The sequence below is a fragment of the Arthrobacter stackebrandtii genome (genome assembly GCF_017876675.1).
Lineage (GTDB): Bacteria > Actinomycetota > Actinomycetes > Actinomycetales > Micrococcaceae > Specibacter > Specibacter stackebrandtii.
In genome coordinates, this window is the sequence record NZ_JAGIOI010000001.1 from 3,506,982 (window position 1) to 3,520,786 (window position 13,805).

Genomic DNA, 13,805 nt, shown 5'->3' on the forward strand with positions numbered 1-13,805 from the left:
TGGTTGGGGCAGCGGCATCGTCGGTTGGCGGTGAATTTGCTGAGGGACGAGTCTTGCTGGGATCCGGCTGCAATGGTGGTGGAGCAGGGGAGTGCCGCATGAGGTTTCATGCGGCACTGGATCTCCTGCTGGAGGGTGATTATTGGATCGCGAGCTTGAGTCGCTCGATTTCGGTGGGGTTGAATCCTGACCAGTGGTGGTGGTCGTTCACGACGACGATCGGGGCTTGTGAGTAGCCGAGGTCCTGGACGTACTCCAGGGCAGCCGCATTGATGGTCAGGTCGACGACGTCGTAGGGGATGCCAGCATGGTCCAGGCTGCGGCAGGTGAACTTGCATTGCTGGCAGCCTGGCTTGCTGTAGACCGTGACGTTCATTTCCCTCACCTCACTCTCCGATTCTTCTGGTGATGAATCGCCGGTGCTTGTTAGTGCTGGTTCCGATATGCGGTGTTCTTGTGTTGTGCCCAGCCGGAGACGACGCCGGCACCGAGCATCTGGTCCAGCAGCCTGGCCAGGTGGTAGTCCGGGGCGAACGTCAGGGCGACGTGCATGTAGTTCGCAGCGGCCGTTCCCCGGCCTTTCCACCAGCAGATGTGTCCGAGCATCGTCAACGGCGCTGCCGCGTGGGCCGGAGATGCGATGCTGAGCAGCTGCCGCAGTAGCTTTTCGGAGCTGTCGATCCGGTCCCATTGCGGGGCTTCGTCCGTGGTGCCAAAGAGTGTGGCGGCCATGGGTTCGTTGATGCCGGGCATGTCGGCCAGGATCTGGTCCCTGAGCCCGACGTGCTGCAGCCCGGCCAGGACCTCGGCCAGCTGGTCGTGGGTGGGGTCGGCGCCGTGGTCGATGAGTTCCATCCAGAGCCGGTATGCCGCGTCAAGGCACTTGGACGGGTTGGTGGCCATGTTCTGTAGGGCTGCTTCGATGGCTTCGTGGTCGACGGCGGTGAACAACTCGGGGATGGTAGGTGCATCGTTTGGTGCGACGGCGCTGCCTTGGTAGACCAGCTCGGCGTTCAGGAGGCAGGATTCAATGGCGGCCAGCGGGGTTTCCTTGCCACATGAGGCTGGGTTGGTGCCGTCGTAGGTGGCGAAGGATTCGGGGCCGACGATCCACACGTCGTGGACGAGCAGCCCAGCAGCGGTGAGGTGTCGCTTGAGTCCTTGAACCATGGCGGCGAAGGGCTTTTGGTGTCCCTGGTCCCAGGGTTGGTGGGTGAACAGGGCGATGAGGACGGCGGTGGCGTCGTGGTCGAAGCCGATAGCGTGGGCGACGCGCTCGGCGTAGCTCTGGCCGACGTCGTCAGTGCTGGGCAGGTTGACGCGGAGGGTGGGGCCCAGTGTCCTGCCGTCGAGGGCGAGGCAGACGAGGCTTTCCTGGGGCCAGTAGCCGAGGCTGTGGCCCATGTAGCTGATGGTGTCGGCCGGGCTGCTGATTCTGATCAGTTTCATTGTCCTGCTCCTCTTCGGTGATCGGTGGCTGCTTGTTCGCGGCCGCCTGCTCTGTTGGTGCCTTCTGGTAAGAGGAATCACCGCTGGGTTTTAGGGGCCGGAGGGCAACTTGGGGTACCGGGCACGGGGCAAAAATTGTTTCGAGGAAATAAGCGACGCAGGAGCGCCGAGGAAGAATTTTTGGAGGAGTGACCGGCGCGCAGCGCCCTGGTTGCGTGGAGGACCCGCCCAGCGATGATGGGGTACCAGAAGGCACAACGTGGTTTGGCATGTGCACATAGAGATCCATCGCCCGGTGTGATTGTTCCGACTGACCGGTCGTTGCGCCGTTGGGCTACTACCGTGGATTGCCGTTCTCGCCTTCATACCTGTTCATGGTGCTGGCGAGCCTCTACGAGGCGACCGGGCGTCACTACTCAATCGTGAGGATCAGCAATCTTAGACGAAGGCGTGTCAAACTCGGTTTTTCGGAGCTAGCGCTTCTTTGTGGCAATACAGACTGGTAGCTTCAGGGTCTGCGGTGGCCGTTGTCGGAGCGACTACCTTACGTAGAGCCGACAATGAGCGTTGGAGCGAGTGGATTGGCCGATGGAGGCGCCGCTCTGTGAACGTGAAACAATGGGAAAATGTGGACAGATCAAAATGGCATCATGGGCGTTGGCTACGAGGGAACAGATGTGGAGGCGTTTCTGCAAGGACTTGTGACGTGGGACGTGAAGGTGTTGGTCGATGTTCGACTGAACGCCATTTCGCGTAAAAAGGGATTCTCTAAGCGCGCCTTGACTGAAAATCTGAGCGGCGTAGGCATAGAGTATCTACACCTCCCAGCGCTGGGTAATCCTAAAGAGAACAGAGAGGGGTTTGCGTCACCAGAAGCTTCGGAGTCAAACCCTTCACATGCTAGGTACAAGGAATTACTGCGTTCTGAGCCGGCCGAAGATGCTCTGGCGCGATTGACTGAACTCGCTCTGCAGAAGCGCATTGTTGTTCTGTGCTTTGAGGCCGCGGAGAGGTGCTGTCATCGCCGGTTCATCTTGGAAGCGGTCAAACTTCGAATTGATGAATTGGCTATGGCTTAGAACAGCGTGTCAGAGGGCTTGGAGTGTTGTGGAGGCCAAAATACTCCAATAACCATGAAGCTACCAGGATTCTGGTGTTGGTTTCCAATGAAAAAGTGGACGTCCCGATCACTGCCGCACATGTCGTCATAGAACTTGCGCTTGAGTTGGTCTGCGACACTCCCTGACTTACCGTCACGCCACTTGAGTCCTGCCGCTCCGACTTCCCAGTCGATCAGTGATTGGGAGTGGCCACTGCATGCGCGGTCCTGGCACCGATACTCGTACTGAAGACGGTATGGGGCCGCGCGCAAAGCATCCTTTTCATTCTGGAAAAGATCAGGCGCTGCGGCCATTGCGGCGGCAGCGGCAATTGTCCGATCAAATGCTGGGTTGGTAGTCACGATCACACCTGAGACGTCTGCCGGCTTGATGAGGGCGAGAGATCTAGAGTTCTGTCCTACCTTGGCTGCCCTTTCCCTAATCTCACATGTCGTAAATTCGCCCGCTAAGTCATGAACTAGTTCCCACCGATCATGCCACTTCCTTGATGTATCAATAGTGGATCCCAACTTAAGAGAACCGAGGTCGGGCTGCCAGCTCTCTGGCCGCCTGTCTGTAGTTCCTTTTTTCGCCCGAAGTGTCACATGTTGGTATTTTTTAAACTGCATATGGGGTTCCAGATCACGGAAACCAACTGGGAAGAGCCGGACGAGCTCATTCTTTTGTGTATCGGTTCGCACGCCGGCGACGCAGACAGACTCACCATATTTATTGCTAATAGCCGGGTAGGCCTTTACGGTGACGACCATTTCAATAGTCTGCCATCCTCCAGCAAAGTCGGTTTGTGTCATTATCTTCCTTTTGGTTCCCATGTGATTCTTGAAAGGTTAATGAAAGCATAGATTAGCGTCGCCTGGTCTACCTTGGTTTGGCAATTTCTAACGTTGTCGGCATGTTCACCCGATGGGAACTGATAATTGCGCGTTTCTCGCCAGGGGCCTGTGCCAATTCTGGCTGTTCAGCGAGTTCTAGATTCAGCGCCAGCAGCTGGGTCAATATTTCGTCCCCTGATGAGAAGTGATAGGCCTTCAATACTGCTTTGTCTAAGGTCGTATGAAGGGTTTGTAGCTGGTTCCTTCCCGGAACGCTTAGATCGTCGTACTGCGAGGCTAGAGACTCACCATTAGCCAATGCTTCACTGCGCAGGTCAAGTACCTCCGCCATGGCCTGGGAGATGGCTGCCACATCAGCAGGCGTGGGTGACGGGGGAAAAGGAAAGCAATCCCATACGGTTGTTGATGTGTAGCGAGGGTCGCCCTTCATACTCGAGCACCTAGCTTCAATCCATTTTCTGTGGATCGATGACGACAGGATGCCCAGCGAGTAGTCATCGTCCAAAGCAAATACAGTCAGAGCATCGCTGGGGCGGATTCGTGAGTCAACAAATTCGAATACTGCGGGTCGATTGACGGTAGTCACTCGGGATGTGGCTATATATCGTTCAATTCCCGCGAGGGCAACAAGCATTTCTCGCCTTCGATAGCCCAGCTGCCACCATGTCTGGAGGAAACCTGCATGGTGATTGTTGACTTTTGCCTGTGGATTGCTCAGGAGAGCCGATTCGTTCTTCTCGGCTTGCTCGTCAGCCTTCGCCTGGCGAATACCCAGCACCATCTCTTTCAGGTGGGCATAGGCAGCAGGGTACTTTGTTCGGGCAGTTCGCAGATCAGATTCAGGAATGTCAATAACCCAACGATCAACTTCAGTTTTGTTCAGCATCTCCCGCCCGCCAAGAAATGGGTGTACTACGTCTCCACTACCGTCGTTTTTATCTAGCAACTCCTGCATCTGCAGCCGATTCAACACAAAGCCCTTTTCAACTTTCGTTACGCCTGGAGTTTGCCCTTGGAAGCACCTTTGGGGTAGTTGGTTGAATTTCAGGGATTTAGCTGTGCGTACATCAACGTTTGGAGAAAGGGATGTTGGTATTTTTGCCAGAACCAATCGACCTTCACCGTTATTGACCCAAAGAATTTTCTCCGCAGGAGCGGGGTGTGAATCATCAGTCTTCATCCAGTTGATGATTGAAACAAAGACGTTAGCTTCGCCTGACCACGGCTTCGAGGAAACAGCGTTGGTAATAACGCCGCCGTTATCTTCGATGTAATCTAGGGAAACCAATCTGGATTCATTCTGGCGAATCGAGTTAGTAGCAACTAACCCCGCACGAGCTCCCGGCGCGATATGGTCGTGGGCTAAAGGAAACCAGTATGAGACAAAGTCGCTGACGCCGCCAATTTGTGGGAACTCGGCGGCAAGACGCTGTGTGTATCCGACCCCGAGTTCTTCGACCATCTTTCGGCGGCCTAGAAACGGCGGATTTCCAATCACAACATCCACCCGTGGCCATTTACTAAAGAGTGAGTCGGCCTGAGTGATACTCGCATCTAGATTGTCCAAGGGAAGGACAGTTGCGGTATCGTTCAATTCGTCCGCCGCGAGTTTTTTTGCGAGCATCATCGTAATTTTGGCCATTTCAACCGCAAACCCATTGATATCCATTCCAAAGAAATGGTCAGTGGTCACGTAGCTAAACGAGGCTTGGGCCGCCGTATTTGAGTTCCGGCGCTTGTCCGCTATTAGCGCGTGCACTTCTGCTTCGAGGCGTCTCATTTCTCTGTAAGCCACGTAGAGAAAGTTTCCCGATCCACAAGCGGGATCCAAAACGCGGAAGTTCATCATCTCAGGGAGTAATTTCTCCAACGCGACAATGCCGCCTGCTCCACGTTCCTGGGCTTCTTCAATTCGCTGTCGCCATGGATTAACTATGGTGGGCAGGACGACCTGAGCGATATCAGCTTGGCTCGTATAGTGGGCGCCGGCTGCATGGCGTTCGCCCTTGTCCATGGATTGCTCGAAAATCGTGCCGAAGATTTCGGGGCGCACAAACGCCCAGTTTGTTGAGACAGCCTTCCACAGCATTAAGAGCTCCGGTTGAGAAATTTCGAGGGGCACAATGTTGGCGAAAAGACCGCCGTTGAAGTAGGGCACTTCTTTAAAACGTCCGCCTGCTGTAAGCCCTGTTGTATTCATTTCCCTGAAGAGTCCAAAGAGCAGGTCGTAAGCTCTTGCTGAAGGATGCGGATCCGCTAGGCTGTCCTTGACAGCAGCCCGGAACATGTGGGTCGGGAGAAGATGGACATCCTCAGCAAACATCGCCATGACACACTGCAGTACGAACCGCTGAGCCACCGATCTTTCGATTCCTCGAGACACCATGGATCGGAATACTGACGAGACGTCTGCCGCGGCCTCGCGGGTGACAGCGACTAGGTCATTCTCGAAGACAGGGTCAGTCGCTTCCGGGAGTAGAAAGGTGAGGGCCTCCCACCTGTCTGCCAAATTGTCTAATGACACGCGATCGACGGGCTCGTCCAACTGAGAGTCAAAGTCGTAGATCCAGAATTCATCGAAGTTGCACAGCACCACATAGCGGGGGCGATCGGGGACTGCTGCTATCCAGTAGTCAAATGCCTGACGATAGTGGCGTTTGAGATCGGTGTTGGCTTTTTTCATTTCGATGAGGCATCGCTTTTTCCAAAGCAGGTCAGCGAATCCTGTGGTCTTCTTACCGCCGGTCGACCGCCTCAGTCGAGCCTCAAGCGTTGCGCCTGCTTGATTAATTCCATCATGACCGAAAGCTTGGAATAGGCGCTCCAAGAACACCTGCGCTTCGCCCTTCTCATCACCAGAAAGGTACGTCTTTCGATAGACGGCGAGATCCGCAAGCGCAGATCGGATCCTTGCGCTTTCTGGATTCACTCGGGTTTGATCAGTGCGTGTGTCTGTCATAGCTGCCCCCACTAGTGTTCGAATACTCATTGAACTCTATCGGAATGCATGAACGTCGGACGGATGTTGCGGCATGACGCTGCAATCTGTCGTCAGCGGCGGTAGTGGTGGTGGCCTGTTTGTCGTCCACAGTTTGGGTGGTTTCTCATAGAGTGTGTTTTGAGGAGGTCCGAACCTGAGCCTTGCCGGGTGCGACATCATATTTTTGGGCATCAAGACACCATGGGGCATGAGGCCATCCGTGTCGGTTGATCGGGCCCAACTGTGCATATTGTCATGCAGAGTTCTCAATCGTTTCTTCATGCTTATCGTTGAGACTGGAATGAGTCAAGTGCGTCTGGGCCGGTGTTTTGGGCAGCCTGTGGGCAGGTGGGCATGGCAATTGGTGAAGCAGTTCTTGCGATTCAACTGGATGTCCGGGCCGCTGGGAATCATTCGAGCTGGGCCGTTCTGTCCGGTTCGTCCCAGACAGCCGGTCAGTGGTTGCCCGTGCAGGCGACGACTGAGCGGCCGAGATTATCGACCTTGATTGATGGGGTCATTACTACGGGAGTAGGGCGGGGCTACAGTCGCTGGGGCCTGGGTAGTGGTCTTGAACGCCGACGATCTCATTAAGCCATCAGTCAGGGTGGGGTTGAATTCAGACTTACGATTTCAGTGAGGTGTCTGATGCGGAGCCGCATGTGTCGGCCAGGGACCATAGGCTTTACTGGCTTTTTGTTCCGTTGTCATGCCACGCCTGGTCGTATGTCTCAAGCTGGGAGAGTCAGATTGGCCTCACTGGAATCGTTAGGGGAACGGAGATGCTTAGGTGGACCCATCCCGGTGTCATGAAAATCATCGCGACCCGGGATGCAGGCGCCACCGAGCAGACGGCGTCCGACTGCGCCACATATTGTCACGGATTTGAAGCCATGTGACGGCTGCTGCCTCAGGGCGTTCAACTGATTGTCGACGGCGCCGAAAGTTAAGATTTGGACGGCTTCATGGCTAGGTTTGCGGCACGATTATGGGAACCGTCGGGCATTCACAAAGTGTCGGGTGCCTCAAGAGGTAGCCAGACTTTTGGGTGCCATTGAATTAGACGCAGTGCTGGTGAGTTTGAGGCGGCGTCCGGATGCTCACGGAGACCGTGGACAAGCGGGATCTGGGGCTGGTGCCCTGGCGTAGGCAAATGGTGCTGATGCGTGCAGTGCTTGTGACAGTCGATGAAAATGGATGAGCGTTCACTCAAAAACGTGAGCAGAAATCGAGCCTATTTCCGCCCAAAATCAAGCCAAAAACGTGACCAACTTTTCGTTCAAAAACGTGAGTAAAACGTGACTTGGGCTGTTTTTGGCCTTAAGCGGCTCTGACCTGCGGAACATAACCGCAGGTCAGAGGCGTTTTTTGGTGCCCCGGGCGGGAATTGAACCCACGACCAAGAGATTAGAAGGCTCCTGCTCTATCCGCTGAGCTACCGAGGCGTGGCCCAACCAGGGGCCGCATCTAAATTATCAGGTTTCTTGGGCAATCTCTTCCTCCACAGGCAGGGCCAGGGCACCAGCTGTCCACATTCGCGAGATTCCCTCTGGTGGCGGCTTAGGGGAAGCCGTTTGCTGGAAGTACGTGAATTTCGCCTCAATGGCGGTCCATCGAAAGGCAATGCAATGGCAAATCTCATCACCCTCAGGGGCTTCGTCTGCTCACCCGTTGAAACGCGCATCATGGCCAACGGCCTGGTTGTCGGCAACTTTCGCATGGGGTCCAACATCCGCAAGCTCGATCCCGGCAGCGGCCTGTGGGTGGATGGTCCCACAAACTGGTTCCGGGTCAACATGTTCCGGTCACTGGCCACGAACGCCGTCCTCAGCATCAGCAAGGGCGACCGGATCCTCGTCTCGGGCAAGCTTAAGATCACCAACTTCACGCGGAAGGACGGGAATCCGGGCATGGGTGTCGAAATCGACGCAGACAGCATCGGCCTCGACCTGCAGTTCGGCACCGCCACATACCACCGCGGCACCGGGGTACGTCTTGCGGGCCAGGGCAATTCCCCGGCCGACGGCGGACCCGCCGCGGAGGGCAGCACGCCCCTTTCGCTGGTGTCGGACAACAGCGAGCCGCCGGACTTCGCCCGGGAATCTGAAGGTGAAGCGTCTGACGGCCAAGACGAAGCCGGCCGTGATGACGACGGGCAGGAGGCCGACGGCGACGAGCTTGGCGATGGGGAGGCCGTGGACACGGAAACGGGCGAGATTGCAAGCAGCACAGCCGTCTTCTAACCGGACGCTGCGGCGAGGGGCTGACATCCGGACACGGCATGGCAGAATGGCGGGGTGACTTTGGACATGTTGACACTCCGCCACCGGCCCGCAAACCCACGAATGCGTGTGCGTTCCGGATTTGTAGCGCTCGCGCTCTCCGGGGCCATTGCCTTGGGCGGCTGCTCGCTGCTGCCATCAACCAGCCAAGGAAACGGGGACGCACCGGCGGCCAGCCAATCCGGCACCACGCATCCTCCGGCACCAGCCTCGGAGGCGCCCCCGACCCCGGCGCAAGAATTGTCCGTCAAGGTCAAGGAGTCACTGGGAAGTCTCGCTGCGGGCACCAAGTCGCCCAGCCGTGACCAGATGAAGGCGGCCATGGTTGCCGCCGGTGCCAACCCGGATACTGTCGAAGTTTCCGTGGACATCACGCCCACCGGCCTGGCCGTGGACGCGATGGAAGCAGCTGACGCCCTCGAAGGGCAGTGCGTTGTGGGCCAGGTCCGTGACGGCCAGGCGTCCGTCACTGTGCTCCCGGTTCTCGCATCAGGGCGCTGTTTCGTGGGCGACGTCCACTAACTTCCTGCCCGTTAAGTCAGTTTAAGTCAGTGTTGCTCACAAAGCGGGTGGCAAATGTGAGATATGCGCCTGCACCCACTAACCTTGGGGGTATGGCGGAATTTATTTATACGATGTCCAATGCCCGCAAGGCTGTTGGCGAAAAACTCATTCTTGACAACGTAAGCATGTCTTTTTACCCCGGTGCCAAGATTGGCGTCGTCGGTCCCAATGGTGCCGGTAAGTCCACCATTTTGAAGATCATGGCCGGTCTGGACACCCCCTCCAACGGTGAGGCTCGCCTGAGCCCCGGCTACACTGTGGGCATTTTGCTCCAGGAGCCGCCGCTGAACGAGGAAAAGACCGTTCTGGGCAACGTCCAGGAAGGCGTTGGCGAGATCTACGGCAAGATCCAGCGCTACAACGAAATCTCCGAGGAAATGGCCAGCCCCGACGCTGACTTTGACACCCTCCTCGAGGAGATGGGCAAGCTGCAGGAAGCCATCGACGCTGCCGACGCGTGGGACATCGACTCCCAGCTCGAGCAGGCCATGGATGCACTCCAGTGCCCGCCGGGCGACTCCGACGTCACGGTCCTCTCCGGTGGCGAGCGCCGCCGCGTTGCCCTGTGCAAGCTTCTTTTGCAGAAGCCGGACCTGCTGCTCCTCGATGAGCCCACCAACCACTTGGACGCCGAGTCCGTGAACTGGCTGGAACAGCACCTGAAGAACTACGCCGGCGCAGTCCTGGCCGTCACCCACGATAGGTACTTCCTTGACCACGTGGCCGAGTGGATCGCAGAAGTTGACCGCGGCCACCTGTACCCGTACGAAGGCAACTACTCCACGTACCTGGAGAAGAAGCGCGCCCGCCTGGAAGTCCAGGGCAAGAAGGACGCCAAGCAGGCCAAGCGCCTCACCGAGGAACTCGAGTGGGTACGCTCCAACGCCAAGGGCCGCCAGACCAAGTCCAAGGCCCGTCTGGCCCGGTACGAGGAAATGGCTGCCGAAGCAGACCGCACCCGCAAGCTCGACTTCGAAGAGATCCAGATTCCCCCGGGCCCGCGCCTCGGCGGGATCGTGCTTGAAGCCGAAAACCTCAAGAAGGGCTACGGCGACCGAGTCCTGATCGACGGGCTCTCCTTCACCCTGCCCCGCAACGGCATCGTTGGCGTCATCGGCCCCAACGGCGTCGGCAAGTCGACCCTCTTCAAGACCATTGTTGGCCTGGAACCGCTCGACGGCGGCAAGCTCAAGGTGGGCGAGTCGGTCAAGATCTCCTACGCCGACCAGAGCCGTGGCGGTATCGATCCCGACAAGACCCTGTGGGAGGTTGTCTCCGACGGACTCGACTTCATCCAGGTCGGCCAGGTTGAAATGCCATCCCGCGCCTACGTTGCAGCGTTCGGCTTCAAGGGGCCCGACCAGCAGAAGAAGGCAGGTGTGCTCTCCGGTGGTGAGCGCAACCGCCTGAACCTGGCGCTGACCCTCAAGCAGGGTGGAAACCTTCTGCTTTTGGATGAGCCCACCAACGACCTCGACGTGGAAACCCTCAGCAGCCTGGAAAATGCGCTGCTGGAATTCCCCGGCTGTGCCGTTGTGGTTTCGCACGACCGCTGGTTCCTCGACCGGGTGGCCACCCACATCCTGGCCTACGAAGGCACCAACGAGAACCCGGCCAACTGGCACTGGTTCGAGGGCAACTTCGACGCCTATGAGGAGAACAAGGTGGAGCGCCTCGGCGTGGACGCAGCCCGTCCGCACCGCGTTACGCACCGCCGCCTCACGCGCGACTGACCCACCACGGTCCACATATCGACAAAAATGGTCGGTCCCCGTCCCGGAGACCGGCCATTTTTGCGCCTATGCTGGGGAAATGTCAGCGACTCAATCAAAGACCACGATCCACCGCTGGGTATTCTGGCCGGCCGCATCGATCGTCATCGTGTTTGCCTCCTTCGCCATGATTGCACCCAACACCGCGGAGTCACTCTTCGCCAGCATCCAAGGCGCTATTGTCGGCTACTTCAACTGGTACTACGTGCTTCTGGCCACGGCCCTGGTGATCTTCAGCCTTTGGGTTGGGTTCAGCAAATTCGGCGACATCAAGCTCGGCAAGGACGACGATGAACCCGAGTTCTCGCTCGGCTCCTGGTTCTCCCTGCTTTTCGCCGCCGGCATGGGCATCGGCCTGGTGTTCTACGGCGTCAGCGAACCGCTCAGCCACTACGCCTCACCCAAGCCCGGCGTCACCGGCAGCCCGGGGGACCTGGCCCAGCAGGCCTTTTCCCAGACGTTCCTGCACTGGGGCGTCCACGCCTGGTCGATTTATGTGGTGATCGGCCTGGCACTGGCCTACGCCATTCACCGGCGCGGCCGCCCGGTGTCCATCCGCTGGGCCATGGAGCCCCTGCTCGGACAGCGGGTGCGCGGCGGACTGGGCAACTTGATCGACGTCATCGCCCTCGTGGGGACCATCTTCGGCGTGGCAACGTCGCTCGGACTCGGCGTGCTGCAGATCAGTGCCGGCCTGGAAAGTGCCGGGCTGATCGAGTCCTCGATGTTCATCGACCTGGTGATCATCGCCGTCGTCACCTGCTTTGTGCTCTTCTCAGTGCTCTCCGGTGTTGGCAAGGGCATGAAGTGGCTCTCCAACACCAACCTGATCCTGGCCGCAGTCTTTGTGGTCTTCCTCCTGGTGGTGGGGCCCACCCAGTTCCTGCTCCGCAACTTTGTGCAGTCCACCGGCAACTACCTGCAGGAATTCCTGGGCATGGCCTTCAACGTCAGCGCCTTCTCCGGCGCCGAAGGGGAGGCGTGGCAGTCAACCTGGACCACGTTCTATTGGGGCTGGTGGATGTCCTGGGCGCCGTTTGTGGGCATCTTCATCGCCAGGATTTCAAAGGGCCGCACCGTGAGGCAGTTCGTGTCCGGGGTGATCCTCGTCCCCACCCTCGTGACGCTGCTGTGGTTCAGCATCCTGGGCGGGACGGCCATTTACTCCGAGCTCTCCGGGCCCGGCGGCCTCGTGGGCCCCGACGGCACGGTCGACGCCGCCGGCGCACTGTTTGCCACACTCGACCAGCTTCCCGCAGGCGCCGTGCTGACCATCGGCGCGATCCTGATGATTGTGATCTTCTTCGTCATCTCCGCCGATTCCGGGGCGCTCGTCATGGGCATGATCGCTACCGGCGGCGACGTCGAACCCAAGAACTGGATCCGCATCTTCTTCACCCTCGCCACCGCGCTCCTGGCCAGCGCCCTGCTGCTCTCGGGCGGCCTAGAAGCGCTGAAAACGGCGGCCATCATCATCGCACTGCCCTTCAGCGTTGTGCTGATCTTGATCTGCTTCTCCACCTACATAGCGTTTTCCCGCGAGGTGAGGGCCTATGAAAAAGCCAAGCGCATGGCGTTCGTGGACCACATCGGCGACTTCTACGGCCTCGAGGTCGACGGCCCCAACGGCATTCCTCCGCTGGCCAGCCTGCGCCAGCTCACCGCCCGGCTCCGCAGGCAGGTTCCCGCAGCGCGGCGCCCGCGCATGGATCCGTTCGGCCACCACCCGGGGCAGTCTGGTGCCAACGGCACGCCGGAGTACGACGGCGCCCTGCCGGACCTGGCTGCCCCGCCGCCGGACACACCTGCCGAACCCCAGCCATAAGACCGGCCAGGCCCGCCCGCAGCCTGTGGGGCAGCGGGCCGGGCCTGCGTCCTAGTCCGTCACGGTGCCGTCTGGCACCCGCATCATGCCTTCCTGGGCGACCGTGGCGACCAATACGCCGTCGCGCGTGAAAAAGCGACCCAGGTTCAGGCCGCGGGCTTCGGAAGCGCTGGGCGATTCCGCAACGTAAAGCAGCCAGTCGTCAACGGCGAGGGGCCGGTGCCACCACATGGCGTGGTCCAGGCTGGCCACGCTGATCCCGGGCATGGCCCAGCTGATGCCGTGGCGGCGCAGCGACGGCTCAAGGAGCGTGTAGTCGCTGGCGTAGGCGAGGGCGGCGCGGTGAAGGTTCTGGTCCGAGGGCATGGGGCCCAGGGTCTTGAGCCACACGGCCTGGTGAGCCACATGCTCGCCCTTGACATCGAAATAGATGTTGGCACCCACATGGCGGATGTCGAAGGGGCGTTCGTAGGCCCAGGCCCGTGCCACCGGGTGGTCGATTCCGCCCAGCAACTGCGCCGACGTCGGCAGCGTCTCCGGGCCGGGGATGCCCTCCGGCATCTTGTCCTGGTGCTCGATGCCGGTGTCGGGGCGCTGGAAGGAGGCGATCATGGACAGGATCGGCACGGCGCCCTGGTAGGCGTGGGTGCGCCGGGCGGAGAAGGAGCGGCCGTCGCGCAGCCGCTGGACGCCGAAGGTCAGGGGCGAGGCGGCGTCGCCGGGGCGCAGGAAATAGCCGTGCATCGAGTGGACCAGGTGGTCCTTTTCCACTGTGCGCGCGGCGGCGACGATGGACTGTGCCAGCACCTGGCCGCCAAAGAGGCGCGGGCGCGGGGCGTGTTCGTCGCCGAGCCCCACGAAGATGTCTTCATCGGTCTGGGCTCCTCCGGCATCGGAAAGTTCCAGGATGCCGAGGAGGGTTTCCATGGGGTCGTTGTGGGGAGGCGTTGGGCTCATAACGTGACTCTATGTGTCGGCG

Annotated in this window: 10 protein-coding genes and 1 tRNA gene; 5 read left to right on the forward strand and 6 right to left on the reverse strand. The window is 59.1% G+C overall.

The genetic code is table 11. The features are described from left to right. Positions 1–139: 139 nt before the first annotated feature. Positions 140–376, reverse strand: coding sequence for a glutaredoxin family protein (locus tag JOF48_RS15335; protein ID WP_209682003.1), 237 nt, complete (start codon positions 374–376; stop codon positions 140–142). 50 nt (positions 377–426) lie between these two features. Beyond that, positions 427–1,449, reverse strand: coding sequence for a DUF4192 domain-containing protein (locus JOF48_RS15340; protein WP_209682005.1), 1,023 nt, complete (start codon positions 1,447–1,449; stop codon positions 427–429). A gap of 626 nt (positions 1,450–2,075) precedes the next feature. On the opposite strand from JOF48_RS15340, the gene JOF48_RS15345 reads away from it, so the two are divergent. Beyond that, on the forward strand, positions 2,076–2,528 hold the full coding sequence (locus JOF48_RS15345; RefSeq protein WP_209682006.1) for a DUF488 domain-containing protein: 453 nt from the start codon (positions 2,076–2,078) through the stop codon (positions 2,526–2,528). Here the strand turns inward: JOF48_RS15345 and JOF48_RS15350 are convergent. The 3 genes from JOF48_RS15350 to JOF48_RS15360 form a co-directional block, all read right to left on the reverse strand. After that, complete coding sequence (locus JOF48_RS15350) at positions 2,525–3,361, reverse strand: hypothetical protein (protein WP_209682012.1); 837 nt, start codon at positions 3,359–3,361, stop codon at positions 2,525–2,527. The two genes, JOF48_RS15345 and JOF48_RS15350, sit on opposite strands and share 4 nt — an antisense overlap. A gap of 67 nt (positions 3,362–3,428) precedes the next feature. After that, positions 3,429–6,392 (reverse strand): DNA methyltransferase, encoded by a 2,964-nt coding sequence (locus tag JOF48_RS15355; RefSeq protein ID WP_209682013.1) that lies wholly within the window; start codon positions 6,390–6,392, stop codon positions 3,429–3,431. A gap of 1,360 nt (positions 6,393–7,752) precedes the next feature. Then, positions 7,753–7,828 (reverse strand) — tRNA-Arg (locus tag JOF48_RS15360). 183 nt (positions 7,829–8,011) lie between these two features. Between JOF48_RS15360 and JOF48_RS15365 the strand changes: the two genes are divergently transcribed. The 4 genes from JOF48_RS15365 to JOF48_RS15380 all read left to right on the forward strand — a co-directional run bounded on the left by JOF48_RS15365 (position 8,012) and on the right by JOF48_RS15380 (position 12,826). Then, positions 8,012–8,626 (forward strand): single-stranded DNA-binding protein, encoded by a 615-nt coding sequence (locus tag JOF48_RS15365; RefSeq protein ID WP_209682014.1) that lies wholly within the window; start codon positions 8,012–8,014, stop codon positions 8,624–8,626. Positions 8,627–8,728: 102 nt separating this feature from the next. Further along, positions 8,729–9,187, forward strand: a complete 459-nt coding sequence (locus tag JOF48_RS19775) for a DUF6993 domain-containing protein (protein WP_245346569.1) — start codon at positions 8,729–8,731, stop codon at positions 9,185–9,187. A gap of 92 nt (positions 9,188–9,279) precedes the next feature. Next, entirely contained in the window at positions 9,280–10,962 is a 1,683-nt protein-coding gene (ettA, locus tag JOF48_RS15375) for an energy-dependent translational throttle protein EttA (RefSeq protein ID WP_209682016.1), read from the forward strand. A gap of 79 nt (positions 10,963–11,041) precedes the next feature. Next, entirely contained in the window at positions 11,042–12,826 is a 1,785-nt protein-coding gene (locus JOF48_RS15380; protein ID WP_209682023.1) for a BCCT family transporter, read from the forward strand. 51 nt (positions 12,827–12,877) lie between these two features. On the opposite strand, the gene JOF48_RS15385 is transcribed toward JOF48_RS15380, so the two are convergent. Continuing rightward, complete coding sequence (locus JOF48_RS15385; RefSeq protein ID WP_209682025.1) at positions 12,878–13,783, reverse strand: acyl-CoA thioesterase; 906 nt, start codon at positions 13,781–13,783, stop codon at positions 12,878–12,880. Between the last annotated feature and the right edge of the window lie 22 nt (positions 13,784–13,805).